At 72.5% G+C, this 16,611-nt stretch carries 15 protein-coding genes; 7 read left to right on the plus strand and 8 right to left on the minus strand.

The window, feature by feature from the left end:
* Positions 1 to 16: 16 nt before the first annotated feature.
* Positions 17 to 808 (minus strand): enoyl-CoA hydratase-related protein, encoded by a 792-nt coding sequence (locus PO78_RS01585; RefSeq protein WP_004302873.1) that lies wholly within the window; start codon positions 806 to 808, stop codon positions 17 to 19.
* Positions 809 to 894: 86 nt separating this feature from the next.
* The gene (locus PO78_RS01590) at positions 895 to 1,395 is read right to left on the minus strand and encodes an LEA type 2 family protein (protein WP_004302870.1); all 501 of its coding nucleotides are present in this window, start codon (positions 1,393 to 1,395) and stop codon (positions 895 to 897) included.
* Between the two features lie 246 nt (positions 1,396 to 1,641).
* On the opposite strand from PO78_RS01590, the gene PO78_RS01595 reads away from it, so the two are divergent.
* The 5 genes from PO78_RS01595 to PO78_RS01615 are packed head-to-tail and all read left to right on the plus strand — an operon-like array spanning position 1,642 to position 7,650.
* Positions 1,642 to 4,242 (plus strand): S8 family serine peptidase, encoded by a 2,601-nt coding sequence (locus tag PO78_RS01595; RefSeq protein ID WP_043741679.1) that lies wholly within the window; start codon positions 1,642 to 1,644, stop codon positions 4,240 to 4,242.
* A 21-nt stretch (positions 4,243 to 4,263) separates the two neighbouring features.
* A complete protein-coding gene (locus PO78_RS01600) occupies positions 4,264 to 5,283 on the plus strand; it encodes a hypothetical protein (protein ID WP_043741683.1) in 1,020 nt (339 codons plus the stop codon).
* Positions 5,284 to 5,310: 27 nt separating this feature from the next.
* The gene (locus PO78_RS01605; RefSeq protein WP_012584232.1) at positions 5,311 to 6,204 is read left to right on the plus strand and encodes a hypothetical protein; all 894 of its coding nucleotides are present in this window, start codon (positions 5,311 to 5,313) and stop codon (positions 6,202 to 6,204) included.
* A gap of 52 nt (positions 6,205 to 6,256) precedes the next feature.
* Positions 6,257 to 6,649 (plus strand): hypothetical protein, encoded by a 393-nt coding sequence (locus tag PO78_RS01610; RefSeq protein ID WP_004302864.1) that lies wholly within the window; start codon positions 6,257 to 6,259, stop codon positions 6,647 to 6,649.
* A gap of 38 nt (positions 6,650 to 6,687) precedes the next feature.
* Positions 6,688 to 7,650 carry a DUF4332 domain-containing protein gene (locus tag PO78_RS01615; protein ID WP_004302862.1) on the plus strand — a complete coding sequence of 321 codons (963 nt, stop codon included), beginning with the start codon at positions 6,688 to 6,690 and terminating at the stop codon, positions 7,648 to 7,650.
* A 7-nt stretch (positions 7,651 to 7,657) separates the two neighbouring features.
* Here the strand turns inward: PO78_RS01615 and PO78_RS01620 are convergent, their stop codons facing one another.
* Both PO78_RS01620 and PO78_RS01625 read right to left on the minus strand, forming a co-directional pair.
* Positions 7,658 to 8,362 carry a type 1 glutamine amidotransferase gene (locus PO78_RS01620; RefSeq protein WP_004302859.1) on the minus strand — a complete coding sequence of 235 codons (705 nt, stop codon included), beginning with the start codon at positions 8,360 to 8,362 and terminating at the stop codon, positions 7,658 to 7,660.
* Between the two features lie 38 nt (positions 8,363 to 8,400).
* Positions 8,401 to 9,009 (minus strand): DUF924 family protein, encoded by a 609-nt coding sequence (locus PO78_RS01625; protein ID WP_004302857.1) that lies wholly within the window; start codon positions 9,007 to 9,009, stop codon positions 8,401 to 8,403.
* Positions 9,010 to 9,216: 207 nt separating this feature from the next.
* Here PO78_RS01625 and PO78_RS01630 point away from each other — a divergent pair, with 207 nt between their 5' ends.
* On the plus strand, positions 9,217 to 11,148 hold the full coding sequence (locus tag PO78_RS01630) for an ABC transporter transmembrane domain-containing protein (protein ID WP_043741686.1): 1,932 nt from the start codon (positions 9,217 to 9,219) through the stop codon (positions 11,146 to 11,148).
* Positions 11,149 to 11,349: 201 nt separating this feature from the next.
* Here PO78_RS01630 and PO78_RS01635 read toward each other — a convergent pair whose 3' ends face one another.
* The 3 genes from PO78_RS01635 to PO78_RS01645 form a co-directional block, all read right to left on the minus strand.
* Positions 11,350 to 12,246, minus strand: coding sequence for a DNA ligase (locus tag PO78_RS01635; protein ID WP_012584228.1), 897 nt, complete (start codon positions 12,244 to 12,246; stop codon positions 11,350 to 11,352).
* Between the two features lie 198 nt (positions 12,247 to 12,444).
* A complete protein-coding gene (locus PO78_RS01640; protein WP_043741688.1) occupies positions 12,445 to 13,278 on the minus strand; it encodes a DUF3025 domain-containing protein in 834 nt (277 codons plus the stop codon).
* Positions 13,279 to 13,485: 207 nt separating this feature from the next.
* Positions 13,486 to 14,826, minus strand: coding sequence for a ferredoxin reductase family protein (locus PO78_RS01645; RefSeq protein WP_012584226.1), 1,341 nt, complete (start codon positions 14,824 to 14,826; stop codon positions 13,486 to 13,488).
* A 202-nt stretch (positions 14,827 to 15,028) separates the two neighbouring features.
* Between PO78_RS01645 and PO78_RS01650 the strand changes: the two genes are divergently transcribed.
* The gene (locus tag PO78_RS01650) at positions 15,029 to 15,805 is read left to right on the plus strand and encodes a polyprenyl synthetase family protein (RefSeq protein WP_004312786.1); all 777 of its coding nucleotides are present in this window, start codon (positions 15,029 to 15,031) and stop codon (positions 15,803 to 15,805) included.
* 381 nt (positions 15,806 to 16,186) lie between these two features.
* Here the strand turns inward: PO78_RS01650 and PO78_RS01655 are convergent, their stop codons facing one another.
* A complete protein-coding gene (locus tag PO78_RS01655; RefSeq protein WP_004312784.1) occupies positions 16,187 to 16,582 on the minus strand; it encodes a hypothetical protein in 396 nt (131 codons plus the stop codon).
* Positions 16,583 to 16,611 lie beyond the last annotated feature (29 nt).

Genomic DNA, 16,611 nt, shown 5'->3' on the forward strand with positions numbered 1-16,611 from the left:
TGCGGGTGCTCGTGGTTCAGGTGCGCGCGAGCAGGCGCTGGACCGCCTCGAGGTGCTCGGGTTCGTTGTGGCACATGCCCTGGAAGGCGGCGGAAAGGTCGAGGAAGTCCTTCAGTTCCATGCGCTGCGCCATCTTCATCAGGCGCTTGGTGAGGCGCAGGGCCTTGGGAGGCTGGGCGGCGAAGCGTGCGGCCAGCTCGTGCGCGCGGGGCAGCAACTGCTCGGGCTCGACCACCTCGAGCACGATGCCGAGCGTCTTCGCCTCGGCGGCGCCGACGATGCGGCCCGAGAGCGTGAGCTCGAAGGCCTGCTGGTAGCCGATCAGGCGCTGCATGAACCAGGCGCCGCCGTCGCCGGGGATGATGCCGAGGTTGAGGAAGGTCTCGCCGAACTTCGCCTTGGTCGATGCGATGCGGATGTCGGCCATGTTGGCGAGGTCGAAGCCGGCGCCGATCGCCGGGCCGTTGACCGCGGCGATGACCGGCACCTCGACCGCCTGCAGCGCCAGCGGGATGCGCTGGATGCCCTGGCGGTAGCGGGTGGCGACCTCGGCCACGTCGCCGGCGAAGTCGCCGCCGCGCGCCGCCATGTCCTTGACGTTGCCGCCCGCGGAGAAGGCCGCGCCTTCGCCGGTGATGACGAGGACGGAGACCTCCTCGCAGCGGTTCACCCATTCGGCCACGCCGACGATGTCGTCGATCAGCGCGGTGCCGGTGAGCGCGTTGCGCACGTCGTCGCGCGCCAGCGTGAGGGTGGCGACGCGCTTGTCGAGTTGGAGGCGGGCGTCGTGGACGGTGGGCAGGGTCATCGTGCGGTCTCCTTGTGGGCGGCGGACAGTTGGGGGCCGCGGTGCGCGGCCTGGGGCAGGGCCTGGGACTGGTTCGGGCGCTGCGTTCAGCGCGGGTTACGGAGCGGCTCGGGCAATTTCAGCATGCCCGCATCGCTGAAGCGGGTGCCGCCGAGCAGCCCGCCGGCGAGCCGCCCGCGCAGGGTGTAGGGCACCTCGGTCTTCGGTTCGCCTTCGATGACGCCGAGCGCCTGGCGCACCACCGCGATCGCCGAGACCGACACCGGGATCTCGACGAGCGCCTCGCCGAAGCGCGGCACGCTGCCCTTGCGGTCGCTGACGCCGGTGGCGAAGGGCTTGCCGTCGAGGTCGAGTTCGAGGGCGAGGCCGTCGAAATCGATCGCCGCCTCGTTGGGGTTCTGCACGCGCAGCTTCACTGCGAAGCGCATCTCCATGCCCGCGCCCGGCAGGGGTTCGAGCCCCACGACGTTGATGCGTACCGGCTCGCGCTGGATCAGGCTGGCGCAGCCGGCGAGCAGCACCGATGCGAGCACGGCGAGCAGGCTGCGGGTGAAGGACGAGGCAGACGGGCGGACAGCAAGGGACATGGTGCCGACTCCGGGCAAGGGCGCGCGCTCTGCGGCCACGGTGGGCGAGTGTGGCATTCATTCTAACCGCGCCGTGCAAGGAAGCTGGCGCAGTCGATCGGCGTGGGACAAAGCGTCTCCGCCTTTTGAATTCGACCCGCATTGGGGCTATGGTGAAAGCATCGGTGGTGACTGCGGTGCCGGTCGGTTGTGCGCCGGTGCTCGTCCCCCCGGTTGTCCGCGCAGCCTTCTTCCCTGGAGTCGAGCATGGTTCCCGCCCCGCGCGCGCATCCTGGCGTCGCGCCCGCGTGTTTCGCCCTCGTGCCGGCCGCGGCGACAGCAGGCGCGGTGTTGGCTCGCTATGGCGAGCTGGCGCTCGTCGAGGTCGAACGTGTGCCGGTCACGGCCTGGGCGAGCTGGACGGATCTCGATCCGATCCGGGTCCATGGCGTGCCCCGCATTCTTCCGTCCGGATGCTTCGAACCGGGAGCGGGGCCGCGCTGCATCCTGCGCTTCGCCGGCCCGGTATTGCCAGCCTGGCGCGAGACGCTCGCCACGCTGGGCTGGACGCCACGCTTCGACTGTCCGCCCAGCGGCCTGTGTGCGGACGTCGGTGGCGATCTTGTCGCCCTGCGTGCCGCGCTTCCTGCCTTGCGCGCGATCGCTCCCTACGCGGCGGAGGACTGCGCGCGCGCGGGCGCGGGCGGGGTGGCGGCCTTGCCGGACACCGTCGATGCGGTGGCCTTCAGCGTGGAAGACCGCGTCCGCCTCGAAGGCGAGCTCACCGCCGCCGGCCTGCAGGTGGTCGCGAGCAGCCCCTACAAGCTGCGGGTGAGCGGCGATGCGGGTGCGGTCGGCCGGCTGCGCGACGCGGTCGGGGTGAAGATTGCCGATCCGGGCACCCTGCCGCGCACGGCCTCGCTGTCCTTGCGGCTCGCGATCGGTGCGACCGCCCTGCCGGAGAGCGCGGGCGGCGCGACTGGCGCGCAGGGCGGCGAGGGCGAATTGATCGCGTTCGCCGATACCGGCCTGGGAACCGGTGCGACCGATGCGCCGCATCCCGATTTCGCCGGGCGGGTGCAGGCGATCCATAGCTGGCCGCTCGCGCCCGGATGGTCGGCCTTCGTGCGCGCTCCGGGCGCGGACGACGGTGGCGCCGATCGTGGCAGCGGCCATGGCACCCATGTGGCGGGGCTGGCTGCGGGCGACGGCGGCTTGAGCGCCGGCAGGCTGGTGGGCGTGGCGCCGGGTGCGCGCATCCTCATGCAGGCGATCGAGCAGTACGTCGACCCGCTGCCGGAATGGCGCAGCCGGCTGCAGCCCGGCTTCTACCTCGCCGGGCGGCCGCTCGACCTGCGCGAGCTGCTCGAACAGGCGCGCGCCGCCGGTGCGGCGATCCACGTCGACGCCTGGGGCGTGGAGGCTGCGGGCGCCTATACCGACGACAGTTGGGAGTGCGACCATTTCCTTCACGCCCATGCCGAGATGCTGGTGATCGTCGCCGCCGGCAACGCCGGCCGCGACCGCAACCGCGACGGGGCCGTCGATGCCGGCACGCTGTACGCGCCGGCAAGCGCGAAAAGCGTTCTTGCCGTCGGTGCCACCGAGGGACCGGATGCCGGCATCGGCCTGCGCGGCGGGTGGGCGGCGCTCGATCCCGCTGGCACGCGCTTTCCCGATCCGGCACAGCGCGGCGCGTCCGTCTCGGGCGACGCCGAGCGGCTCGCGCTGCTGTCGAGCTGCGGTCCCACGCTGGATGGCCGCATCAAGCCCGACCTGTGTGCGCCCGGCACCAACCTCGCCGCCGCGCGCAGCACGGCGAGTTCGGCACGGGGCTGGGGCCTGGCCAATCCGCTGCCCTGGTACCAGTACCTCGGCGGCACCTCGATGTCGACCGGGGTGGTCGCGGGTGCGGCGGCGGTGCTGCGCCAGCGCTGGCGGCCGGTGCTCGGCGAGGCGCCGGGCGGCGCCGCGCTCAAGGCGCTGCTGATCCACGGCGCACGGGCGGTGCATCGGCGCGACGGACAGGGCGAGGAGGACCGCCAGCGCGCGGGCTTCGGTCGCCTGTGGCTGGCCGGCAGCCTGCCCGGTCCCGACGGGCCGGTGCTGATCGAGGACCGCGTCGGTGTGGCGACCGGCGAGCGCCGCCGCATCGACTGCACGGGGCCGGGACGGCTGCGCGCGGTGCTGTGCTGGTACGACGCGCCGGGCGAGGCCCTGATCAACGACCTCGACCTGGTGCTGTGCGATGCCGGCGGCAGCGTGCTTGCCTGGGGCAACCACCCGGCCGGCGCGGTCGGCAGTCCGGACCGGCGCAACACCGTCGAATGCATCGACGTGGCGCTCGGCGAGGGCGAGTGGATGCTGGAGGTGCGCGGCGTGAATGTGCCGCTCGGGCCGCAGCCGTGGGCGCTGGCGACAAGTCCCGGCGTCGTCGTGCGGGCCACCCCCGCGGCGCCGGGGACGCCGACGGTGCCCGCGGATCCGCTGCCCGCGCCGCGTTGGCGGGTCGACCTGCCGTGGACGGCGGTGCGCGGCGTGGGGGCCAGACGCGCGATCGAACTCGAGCGCACGCTGCCCGGCGGGCTCGCCGCACTATGCGCCGGTGTCCCGGACGAGGATGCGCTGGCCTTCCTGCCCGCGGCCTTGCGCGCGCAGATCCGCAGCCTGGCTGCCTTCCTCGGTGCGCCGCCACCCGCCGCGGCGCGGCTCGCGCTGGCGCATCCGCTCCACGCCCTGCTCTCCGGCGCGCCCGAGACCGTCTCCACCGTCGCATGGCAGGCCCTGGCCGCCGCGCTCTCTCCCTTGCTCGAAGCGCTCGACCGCAACGTCGCCCGCGAGGTCCGCGGCGAGCGCTTGTTCCGATGAACCACTCACAAGGAGTGCATCATGGCTGACAACACCGAAAAACCGGGCAAGGGCAAGCCGACCCGGACCCAGGCCGGCGCGACGTCGCCGGCTACCGCGCTGCCCGAGGGCAGCATCCTCTCGGCGGGTGCGCTGATGCCCGGTGCGGTTGGCGGCGCGCTCGCCCTCGGGGCCGACGTCTCCGGCGAACTCGCCGAGCTCGCGCCCAGCTTCGGCGATATCCTGGCCTCGATCGGCCGCGGGGTCGCCGATTCGCAGACCGCCCTCGATCGTGGCCTGGTCGACACCGCGACCACCCTGTCGCAGTCGAACATCACGGTGGTCACCGACGTCGTGCAGGAGTTGAACGACGACGGCCTCCCGGTCCCCAGCGCGACCCAGCTCGTGACCCAGAACGTGTCGCTGATCAACTTCGTCCGTCCCACCGCGCATCAGTGGAGCCACGTCGCGCTGCGCATGGACATGACCGTCGGTGCGGTCGACAACGAGCGCGGCATCAGCGTCAACAGCAAGACCAAGAGCGCGCGGGCGACCAATGTCGGCCTCTTCTTCGGCTTCCTGGGCATCGGCGTGTCGTCGTTCAAGGAGAAATCGACCTTCCGTTCCGAGGAGTCGGACTTCGAATCGAACTGGGCGGAGGGGCGCGTGCTGATGGACGCCCTGCTGCAGCCGCGCAACGTCGACGGATTCGACCCGCCGGCCGAGGTCTCCATCGGACCGCAGATCTTCATGGCGCTGGGCAGCGTGCAGGAGACGCTGAACTCGGGCGTCGTCACCGCGCGCTCCACCGACATCGTGATCACGGTGCGCAAGGCCAACGGCGCGGTGAATCCGACCGTGACGATCGACGTCGATCCCGGCCCCTTCGACCTGTCCTTCGCGACCACCGACGGCTTCACCGGCAACACCACGAACGCGGCCGGGCAGTGCCGGATCACGCTGTCGCGCAACATCCCCAGCCCGCTCTTCCAGCGCCGCGTGCGCGGCACGGTGACCGCCACGCTGGGCCAGATCGAACGCAGCACGACGGTGTCGCTCTGAGCGCCGCCCGCCACAGGAGAAACCATCATGCCTGATCTACTTCCTCCCCTTGCCCGAGCGCTGGCCGAGGACGCCAACGTCTCCGACGAACTGCGCGGTGCCGGCATCGCCTTCGGCACGCTGGTCGAACGCACCGGCGCGGCCGTGGCCGCGACCCAGCTGCAGCTCGACACCTCGAGCGCGGCGACGGCCTCGGCGCTGGCCGCCACGCTGGTCAACGTGATCGCGGTGCGCGAGCAGGTGTTCCGCGACGACGGCACGCTCGACCATGTCACCAACCACGTGCGCCCGCTGCCGCTGATCAGCTTCATCGATCCGGTGTTCTACCAATGGACCAGCGTGCGCCTGCAGGGCGAGTTCTACGCACGCGAGTTCGCCGCGTCCTCGGAGACCACGAGCGCGTACTCGGGCTCGAATTTCGGGCTCTTCGGCAGCGGCGTGTCGATGTTCTTCGGCCCCGGCATGGTCACCAGCGGGAGCGGATCCGGGTCGAGCACCACCACGACCGACGTGTCCACCGACGTCTCGCTCGGCCGCATCCGCGCCAGTGCGCTGCTCGAGCCGCGCGACGACGTCGGCATCCCCAAGCCCAACCAGGTGATCCGCGGGCCGCGCCTCGCGCTCATCCAGGGCGAGATTGCCGACGTCATGGATGGCGGCGATCTGGTCGGACGCACCATGAGCGTGCTGCTGCAGTACAGTCGCCGCAATGGCGCGCCGATCGCCGGCAAGGCGCTGTCGGTCGAGAGCTCCGGCGTGCCCTGGCGGCATCTCGGCAGCGGCGTCACCGATGCCGCGGGGCAGCTCCAGATCGAGCTGAGGCGTGACTTCCTCGACGAGGACGCCGACACGGCGCCGGCCAGCTTCGTGATCACCGCGCGCATCGGCCTGGTGAGCAACTCGGTCACCGTCACCTTCTGAACGGTCCGGCGTGGGGGCGGGAAGGCCCGCCTCCGCGCCGGCGGGAGAACGCATGGACAAGGCGAACGTCAGTGCCGGCGAACTGGCCGGCCAGCAGGCCGTCGAGCTGGGCGAACTGCTCGCGCGCACCGTAGTCTCGGTCGCCGCGGCGCAGGAGGCGCTCGACCGCCACGCCACCGATCGCCTCGACGCGATCGAGCGCGGCGACGAGGACGCCCCCCGGGTGCCGCCGCTGTGGTACACCTTCACCGAGGTGACGCTCGAGGTGGCGCTCTCCGCATCGGTCGAGCGCGCCAGCGGGAGCGTCCCGCCGCGCCTCATGTCGCGCCCTGTGGACGCGCGCCAGGTCAGCCTCTACGGCTACCAGGCCGCGAGCAGCCTGATGGTGCGGCTGCGGCTGGCGCCGCGCCAGGGCATGCCCGACGTCTCGCCGCCACCCGCCTGAATCGCCCGCACTTCCCCTCACGAACTCGTCGCCCCGCCATGCCCATCGATCCCAAGGACCTCCGCACCGCTGCCGGCTCGCTGCTCGACCCCCGGCTCGTGGACACGATGAACCTGAAGCCCGTCGGCACGTCCAGCCTGGTGAATCTGGAGGGCAGGCTGGGCGTCTTCACCCCGGTGGCGGAGGACGGCAGCGGCGCCGACAACACCGAGGCGGTGATCGCGGCGCTGCGCAAGGAGCTCGTCCGCCTCGAGAGCGAGAACGCCGCGCTGCGCCGCCAGCTCGCCGAGGTCGAGGCGGCGCGCAAGCGCAGCCCGGACGACTTCGCCAGCGCGGTCGCCCACACCCTGGACACCCTGCAGCACAAGCTGGCGCAGACCACCAACCCGGTGAGCCGCTTCGCGGTGCGCGAGGTGGCGATCGACGCCCAGGTGACGGTGGACGTGTCGCCGCTGGGCACCCTCGAGTACCGCTTCGTGCGCCCCGAGGACGACATCGATCCGTCCAAGCTGTCGCGCATCCGGCTCGACCTCGTGCCCCTGCCGCGCGAGGACGCGGGCCTGAGCGCCAGCCCGGAGTTCAGCCCGTGGGCGGGCGTGGAAGACATCGTCGGGGTCGGCGAGACCTGGCGCGGCGCGCTCAACCGCCAGCAGATCTTCACCATCGCCGACCTGCTGGTGGCCGGGTCGCGGCTCAAGTCGAGCGCCGAACTGGCCGCGCTGGTGGGGGTGGATCGGCAGCGCCTGGCCGAGTGGATGGGTCATGCGGAGCTGCTCTCGGTGCGCACGATCGAGCCGCGCGCGGCCGACGTGCTGTGGACGGTCGGCATCCGCTCGCTGGAGACGCTCGCCGGCGCGGCGGCGGTGGAGGTCGTCGAGAAATACAACGCCGAGGTCGCCCGCCGCGCACACAAGAGCCTCGCCCCGATCAACGCGGCGCAGGCCGCCTCCTGGATCGAGGCCGCGAAGAAGTACCACGGCCGGCCGCGCGAGGGCGGCTGAAGCTGCCTCAGGCGCGTACGAGCCAGTCGAGCAGGCCGTCCATCAGCGCGTGGGTCGCGGCGAAGTGCCCGTCGGCGTGGCCGAGGATCGTCGCCTCGTCCTGGATCCAGCGTCCCGGCACCAGCTCGCCGCGGCAGTTGTCGACGATCGCGCGCAGGCTGGATGCGGTCATCTCGAGGTGGAACTGCAGGCCGATCGTACGCCCGCCGAGCTGGAAGGCCTGGTGGCGGCACGCCGGGCTCGACGCGAGCAGGCGCGCGCCCGCGGGCAGATCGAAGGTCTCGCCGTGCCAGTGCAGCACGGTGGTGCGCGCGGGGAAGGGGAAGCGCGATGCGGTGTCTGCAGCGTCGGGTTCCGCTCCGCTGGCGGCGACCTCGAACCAGCCGATCTCCTTGTCCGCGTTGCGATAGACGCGGGCGCCGTGCGCGCTGGCGATCAGCTGCGCGCCGAGGCAGATGCCGAGCACCGGCCGGCCGAGCGCGACCACTTCCGCGATGAAGCGCTTCTCGGCGACCAGCCAGGGCAATTCCGCCTCGTCATTGACGCTCATCGGCCCGCCCATCACCACCAGCAGATCGATCGCGGCCGGGTCGGGCAGCACCGGCGATTCCCAGAAGCGGGTCGAGCCGATGTCCGCACCGCGCGCGGCGAGCCAGTCGCCGATGTGACCGGGGCCTTCGAAGGGAACGTGCTGCAGGATGTGGGCTTTCATGGCGTCCTGGGGTGGCGAGATGGAACGGGTGGCCTATTCTAGAAGCGCGAGCCGGGCTGGCGCAGGAATTCGGCCTCCTCCGGGCTTGTCTCGCGCCCGAGCGCGGCGTTGCGGTGCGGGAAGCGGCCGAAGCGCTCGATGATCTCGAGGTGGCGGCGGGCGTAGTCGAGGTAGCCGGCGAAGGCCGTGCGCAGCGCGGGCTCGACCGCGATGGCGAGCGTATCGAACCGACGCACCGCCTCGCGCTGGTCGGCGAGGTTTTCGGAGTGCTCCAGCGGCAGGTACAGGAAGACGCGCTCGATCGGGCGCAGCCCGGCGTCGAGGCCGCGCGCGAGCGCCTCCTTCGCCCAGCGCAGCGCGAGCACGTCGAAGGCGAAGGCCGCGGCTTCGCCGCGCCAGATGTTGCGCGGGAACTGGTCGGTCAGCAGCACCAGCGCCAGGCGCCCGCGCAGCCCGCCCAGCCAGGTGTCGAGCTCCCCGCCCGCGGCGCGGCCCACCAGCGGGGCGAAGCGTGCGCGGATCTCCGCGTCGACCGCGGGCTGTTTCCTCCACCATAGCGCCGACTGGCGCTCGATGATGGCGGCCTCTGCGTCCGCATCGGCCGCGGGGCCGAACCAGAAGGCGTGGATCGTGGCGGGCGTGTCCATGCGGGGCTCCGGGCGGCCGATCGGGGTGGGGCAAGCATAGCCCAGCCCGCTGCGATGCGGGAGCGTCGGGCGCGAGGGCGATCGCTCCAACGGAATGGTCCGCTCCCACGTGGCAGGCGATGAGCGCCTGCAGCGCCTTCATGCAATCGCCCTGCTCCAGACGCCTGGTTCGCACCCCGTCCGCGCGGGTGGCGCAATAATGCCGCCATGCCCAGCGACACCGCCTCCCCCGCCCCGCTCTCCGCCCTGCGTGGCCTGCTCCCCTTCCTGCGCCCCTACCGCGCACGGGTGGTGCTCGCCTTCGTGTTCTTGTGCCTGGGCTCGGCGGCCATCCTGGTGGTGCCGCTGGCCTTTCGCGACCTGATCGACGCGGGCTTCGGCGGCGTGTCCGTCGGCGGTGCCGCGACGGGCGGGGCGGCGGACGGCGGCGGGCTGTTTGGCGCGCAGGGGCTGGACGGACGTTTCGTCGCGCTGTTCGGCCTCGCAGTGTTCTGGGCGGCGGCGGTGGCCGCGCGCTACTACACGGTGTCGTGGATCGGCGAGCGCGTCACCGCCGACCTGCGCAGCGCGGTGTATGCGCGCGTGCTGCGCCAGTCGCCGCAGTACTTCGAGACCCTGCAGACCGGCGAGGTGCTGTCGCGGCTCACCGGCGACACGACGCTGGTGCAGACGGTGGTGGGCAGCTCGATCTCGCTGGGGCTGCGCAGCCTCTTCCAGTTCGTCGGCGGCATGTTGATGCTGGCGGTGACCAGCGTGCAGCTCTTCGGGCTCATCTTCGGGCTCATGGCCCTGCTCGCGCTGCCCATCACGCTGATCGGCCGGCGCGTGCGCAGCCTCTCGCGCGAGGCGCAGGACCGCATCGCCGACGCCTCGGCGCTCGCCGGCGAGATCCTCGCGGCCATGCCCACGGTGCAGGCCTTCGGGCAGGAGGACAACGAGGCCGCGCGTTTCGCCGCCCGCGCCGAGACCAGCTTCGCCGCCGCGGTGCGGCGCACCCGGGTGCGCGCGGCGCTCACCGGGCTGATCATCGCCGCGGTGATGGGCACGATCATCTTCGTGCTGTGGATCGGCGCGCGCCAGGTGCAGGCCGGCGCGCTGTCGGTGGGCGATCTCGGCGCCTTCGTGATCTACGCCGCGCTGGTCGCGGGCGGCGCCGGCACGCTTGCCGAGGTGTGGGGCGACGTGATGCGCGCCGCGGGGGCGAGCGGGCGGCTGCTGGAGCTGCTGCAGGCAGAGCCGGTGATCCGGGATGCAGAGGCGGCGGAGGGCGTAGCGGAGGCGGCCGGAGGTGGCGGTTCGCGACGGGCGCCGCGCCTGCATGAGAACCCGCGCAGCACGCGCCCTGCGGGCGCGGCGCCCGCCGCGAACCCCGCACCCGATTCCCCCACCAAGGCCCCTGCCACCCACCCCGCGATCGAGCTCGCCGACGTCGTCTTCCGCTACCCTGCCCGCCCCGCCGTGCCAGCGCTCGACGGCATCGACCTGCGCATCGCGGTGGGCGAAAGGCTCGCGCTGGTCGGCCCCTCGGGCGCCGGCAAGACCAGCCTGTTCCAGCTCCTGCTGCGCTTCTACGAGGCCGGCGAGGGCTGCATCCGCATCGACGGCCAGGACATCCGCGCGCTGCCGCTGCGAAGCCTGCGTGCGCGTATCGCCCTCGTGCCCCAGGACCCGGTGATCTTCTCCGCGAGCGCGCTCGACAACATCCGCTACGGTCGCCCCGACGCAGGCGACGCCGAGGTGATCGCCGCCGCGCGTGCCGCGGCCGCCGACGAGTTCATCGCCCGCCTGCCCGAGGGCTACGCAACCTTCCTCGGCGAGCGCGGCACGCGGCTCTCGGGCGGCCAGCGCCAGCGTATCGCGATCGCACGCGCGATCCTCAAGGGCGCGCCCATCCTGCTGCTCGACGAGGCCACCAGCGCGCTCGACGCCGAAGCCGAGGTCCTGGTGCAGCAAGGCCTGGCCGCCGCGATGCAGGGCCGCACCACGCTGATCATCGCCCACCGCCTTGCGACGGTGCAGAAGGTGGATCGCATCGTGGTGATGGACGCGGGGCGCATCGTCGAGACCGGCACCCCGGCCGACCTGCGCCGCCAGGGCGGGCTGTATGCGCGGTTGGCGGCGCTGCAGCTGGAGGGCTGACCGGAGCCTCCCGCAGCGCAGGCGCGGACCCGGTGCGCTGCAATCGCGACTCGCGTCGCTCCCACGGAAAACCGCCGCGCTTCGGCGAGCCTTGTGGGAGCGACGCAAGTCGCGATCGGGCGGCCCTGTGGCGCAGGCGCGGATCCGTTGCGCCCTGCGGCGGGCACGCACGCGCTGACGCTCCCGGATGGCGCCGGCGCTTCACGGCAGCGTGCGTTCGCGCAGGTAGCGCGGAAAGCGCGGCAGGCCGGCGGGGGTGAGCTCGCGGTAGCGGTAGGTGACGAGGGCGCCGAGCGCGGGCGGGTTGGCGCGCAGCGCGTCGCTGAGGCCGCTGCCGATGCGGAAGCGCCGCCCGTCCGCGCGCTCGACCTGCAGCGCACCCACCCTGCCCTGCAGCCTGCCTTTGCCCGGCAGGTAGCCCACCACGCGCGCCTCGGCGTCGAGCCAGGGGGTGAGCTTGCGCAGGGCCTCGCTGCGGCCGGGCTGCCAGAGGGCGTCGGCGCGATGCAGCATGAGGCCTTCGCCGCCACTTGCGAGGACCTCGCCGAGCAGGCGCTGCAAGGCGGCACGGTCGGGTACGCGCTGCTGCGGGATCGCCTGCACCCAGGGCGCATCGGCGGCCTCGGCCAGGCTGCGCAGACGCGCCAGCCGGGTGTCGAAGTCGCCGGCGGCGCCGGGCAATTCGAAGAGCATGTAGCGCACCTCGCGCCACAGCGGGTCTGCGGGATCCTCGCGGCGCAGCAGGCCGGAGAGCTCGTCGAAGCGGCGGCGGCCGAGCCAGAGCTCGCCGTCGAGGGCGACCGGCGGCAGCGCGGCGAGGAACCAGGCCGGCGCCGGCAACGCGCGCCCGCTGCGGAAACGCAGCACGCTGCCGTCCCACGACGCGCGCACGCCGTCGAGCTTCTCGCTCACCCACCAGCCCGCGGGGTCGATCGCGGGGTCGTAGCGCAGGGCGAGCATGGCTGCGGGCGCGTCTGCGGGCTCCGCGGTCTGTGCGACCGCGCCGGCCGGCAGCAGGGCGAGGGCCAGGATCAGGCTGCGGATGCACCTGCCCGGCCTGCGCAGGGCCGGTGCGGGAATGCGGGTGGGCGGTCTCACGGGCGAACCCTCCAGTCCGATCGCGGGTGTGGGCGCCTCTTCGCCCGTGCCGCGCCAACGCGGACAAGGCTTGCGGGCAAGCCCCTCGCGGGGCGGCAGCCTGTGCCCTCGATGCTCGCCTCGAGCACGTCGGCATGCGAGGCCGGAAAATGACAAAGGGATTATAGCTGCGGTGCGTGGGCGCCGCCAGGCGGAAGTTCAAGCGCCGGCGGCGGTGCCCGCAGGCATGCGCTGCGGGCGGAACTGGCGGGTGTCGCGGTAGTAGCCGGCGGACTCGCTGGCCGGCGTCACGCCGGGGATGCCCAGCAGTGGCAGCGGGGCGAGGCTGCGCGGGCTGAAGTCGCCGATCGTGGCGGCGAGCCGGGCAGCGAGCCAGGCATCGGTCTCGGCGCGCGCCGCGGCCGCGGGCAGTGCGAGCCAGGCCGGATCGACCACGCGGTGGATGGCCTTGGCGCACAGGCCGGGGAAGGGCGCGCGCAGCTGGTCCCAGCTGCCGTGGCCGAAGACGAGGAAGCGGGTGCTGTGCTGCAGGGCCTCGCGCCGGTTCCAGAACACCTCTTCCCACGCGTGCGCGGCGAGCAGGGCGAGGACCTGCGGGTCGGCGGACACCACGACGATGCCGCACTCGTCGAACTGGGTCAGCGCGTCGCGCCGCGGCCCGCGCCCGGCGAGGCCGGCGGCATCGCGTGCGCGCAGCTCGTCGAGGTGGAGGCGGTTGCAGCAGGCCTTGGTGCGCGGCCAGGCGCACCAGGCGAGCGCGTTGAAGAAGTCGTGCCAGTCGGCCTCGCGGGTGGGGACCTCGCCGGTGGCGAAGATGCGCGCCTCGTAGCCGGCCTCGTCGTCGCCCGGCGCGGCGAAGCGGATCGGCGCGCCGCCACCGCTGCGCGCCGCGGGCGCGGCCTCGGCGAGCAGGGCGTCGAGCGCGGCGCGCGAGGGCAGCCTGGGTGTGGTGAAGCGGGCCAGCCACGGTGCGATCGGCTCGAACAGCCGGCGCTCGGCGAAGGCGGCGGGGATGGCGAGGGCGTCGTTCATCTGTGGAATTGTGCCGGCTCGCGGGCGGTGCAGCCAGGGTGCGTGCCGCGGTCGGGGTTTCGAGCCTTTGGCAGGGGCGAGGCAGGTCGCGATTGCCGCGCCATTCGCAGGAGACGACGTGTCGCGTCGCGTGAGCGCTCAAATCGCGACTTGTGTCGCTCCTGTGCCAAACCCTTGGAAGTCGCCCGGGACTCCGGATCATCCGCCTCAGCGCATCTCGAACAGCTCCTGGTGGAAGCGCTCGGCGGGCAGGCCGCGGGCGGCGAGGGTGTCGCGCAGCATCGCGCCGAAGCCGGCCGGGCCGCAGAACCACACGCCGGCCTGCTTCCAGTCGGGCACGCTGCGACAGATGCCGTCGGCGTCGAGGCGGCCGTCACGTGGCGAGACCAGCACGTGCAGCTGCACCCGCGCCCGCGCGGCGAGTTCGCGCAGGCGGGCGATGAAGCCTTCGTCGGGGGCGCTGGTGCTGTAGAAGAGGTCGATCGCCGCCGCGCGCCCACCCGGCCTGTCTTCCTGCGCACGCGCCTGCATGCGGGCGACGAAGGGGGTGATGCCGATGCCGCCGGCGACCCAGATCTGCCGAGCTTGGGCGCCGCCGAAGTCGAAGCGGCCGTAGGGGCCTTCGACGCGCACCGGGTCACCCAGCTTCAGCGTCGCCGGCAGGCTGCGGGTGTAGTCGCCGAGCGGCTTGATCATGAAATCCATGCGGCCGTCGCCGCCCCAGGCGGAGGAGATCGTGAAGGGGTGCGGACCCTCGCGCTCGTCGAAGGTGACGAAGGCGAACTGTCCGGCCTGGTGTCCCGGCCAAGGCGTGTCGAGGCGCAGGCCGACCTCGAGCACCTGGTTGGCGGGGTGCCGCACCACGCGCTCGATGCGGCCGTGTGCACGGCGTCCGCGGCCGATGCGGCCGGCGAGCGACCGCAGCGCGGCCCAGCTGCCGGCGGCCATCAGCATGCCCATGACCATGCCGAGCGGCTGCGTCCAGTAGGCGAAGGGCAGCAGCACCACGCCATGCACGACCAGTGCGAGGTACACCGCCGCCATCACGCGGTGGGTCTGTACGAAGCGGCGGTAGGGGAAGCGCTTGATCAGCGCGATCGCGGCGAGCACGGCGAAGAGGTAGAAGGCCCACTCGCCGATGGTCTCGGCGAGGCCGCGCTGCTCCTGGAAGAAGCGGAAGAGCTCGACGGTCTGCTCGGGGCGCGGGCCGCGCGCGGGTTTCTGCAGCCAGCCCCAGCCGACCGCCCACTTGGTACCCTTGGCCCACAGCCAGTGCACCACGCCGACCGACAGGCCGGCGATGCCCAGCCACTTGTGCAGCCGGTAGGCCTTGTCCATGCCGCCGAGCAGCGGCTCGAGCGCGGCCGGGCGCAGGGCGAGGATCATCGCGATGCTCATCGCGCCCATGGCGAGCACGCCGGTGTAGTTGACCGCGAGCGTGCGCAGCGCGAAGTAGGTGTCGCCCTGGACGAGCAGCGGATCGGCCCACCACCACAGCAGGCTGAGCGTGGCGAGGACGAGGAGGAGTGCGAGTTTGATGTTCTTCATGATGGCTCCCTTCGAGCGGAATGCGGCCGCCATGAGGCAGCGGATCCCATGCGGGAAATTGTGCGCCACAGCATGTGTCCGCCTTGTACCGGCTTGTAGCCCGCGCGGGCGCCTGCGGCTGGTCAGCGTGGCGGCGCGCCTATAGACTCGCGGGCGAACCTCGACCGGCCGCCGTTTGCGGCCACCGCACGGCACCCCGAACATGTTCCAGCACTCCGCCCCCTCCCCCGCCTGGCTCCAGCACGACATGGAGCGGGTCGACGCGATCATCCGCGCGCACATGAACAACGACGTGGCGCTGATCCGCCAGGTCGTCGAGTTCATCCTGCACGGTGCCGAGCGCCGGCGGCCGGCGCTGGTTCTGGCGAGCGCGCGCGCCCTCGGTCACGGCGGCGAGCGCCCGCACGCGCTGGCGGCGGCGGTGGAGCTGATCCACATCTCGCTCGCGCTGCACGACGACGTCACCGAGGCGAGCGGCGGCGCGGCCGACGGCGAGCGCGAGGGAGCGCTGTTCGGCAACGCCGGCAACATCCTGCTCGGCGACCTGCTCTACACCAGCGCCTTCCGCATGATCGTGGACCTCGGCGACATGGAGGTGATGCGGGTGCTGTCCGATGCGACCAACGTGATCGCCGAGGGTGAGGTGGCGTACCGCGAGTTGCTCGCCGCGCCGGCGTCCCGTACGCCGGAGGCCTGGCTGGACATCGCGCGCCGGCGGCGCGCAAAGCTCTTCGAGGCGGGCGCGGAGTGCATGGCGATCGTGCACGGCGCCGATCCGGCCGCGCGTTCGGCGCTGGCGCGCTTCGGCCTGCATGTGGGCAGCGCGCATGCGCTGCGCAGCGAGGCGGAGGACGCGGCGCGCTTCGGCGTCGCCGACGCGCAGGCGCGTGCGCAGGCGGAGATCGAGGCGGCGCGGGCGGTCGCCGACGGGCTGGCGCTGGCGAACGCCGCCGCGTTGGGCGTGGTGGTCGAGGGTTGAGCGCGGGATCCCTGCCCAAGGCCTCGCGTTGACATGGGTTCGATCGCCTGCGGATGGCTTGTCGCGGGCTGTCTGCGGGAGCGACGCAAGTCGCGATTACGGCGGTCGCGATTCGACGACGCCCGTCGCCACCACATCGTCCGGATCGCGACTTGCGTCGCTCCTACACGGACCAGCGCGGTCTCTCGAGCTTTCGTAGGCGCGACGTAAGTCGCGATTACGGCAGTCGCGATTCGACGACGCCCGTCGCCACCGCATCGTCCGGATCGCGACTTGCGTCGCTCCTACACGGACCAGCACGGTCTCTCGAGCGTTTGTAGGAGCGACGCAAGTCGCGATTGTGGCGGGTAGGCTCGGACTCCGGCTGTCGTCACCGTGCCATCAGGCCGCCCGGCACTCGTTGGCCAGCGGCTTGTGCGTGCGGCCGTCGAGCAGCAGGCCCTTCCACGGCAGGTCGATCCAGACCAGGCCGCTGGCGCCGTCCTCGAAGCGTGGCAGGCCGGAATACGACAGGTCGCGCTCGAGCTGGTACTGGCTGCCGTTCCAGCCGAGCTGGATACGGTTGTTCACCGCGTTGGCGAGCTCGCGGCGGATCTGCAGGCGTTCGCCGCGCTCGCAGCGGTATTCGCCGCTGGGGAGGGCGAACTCGAACTGGCCGGTCTGCTGGGTCACGCCCGGGGCGACCTCGGTTTTCTGCGGGAGCAGGCCGCATGCGCCCGTCGCGAGGGCGGCGACGAAGAGGAGTGCGCCAGAGGCCGCACGCACGGGCTTCTTCATGCTTCGCATCGAACCGGCTCCAAAGGAAA

The organism is Thauera sp. SWB20, assembly GCF_000831325.1.
In the GTDB taxonomy this organism is placed as follows: domain Bacteria; phylum Pseudomonadota; class Gammaproteobacteria; order Burkholderiales; family Rhodocyclaceae; genus Thauera; species Thauera aminoaromatica.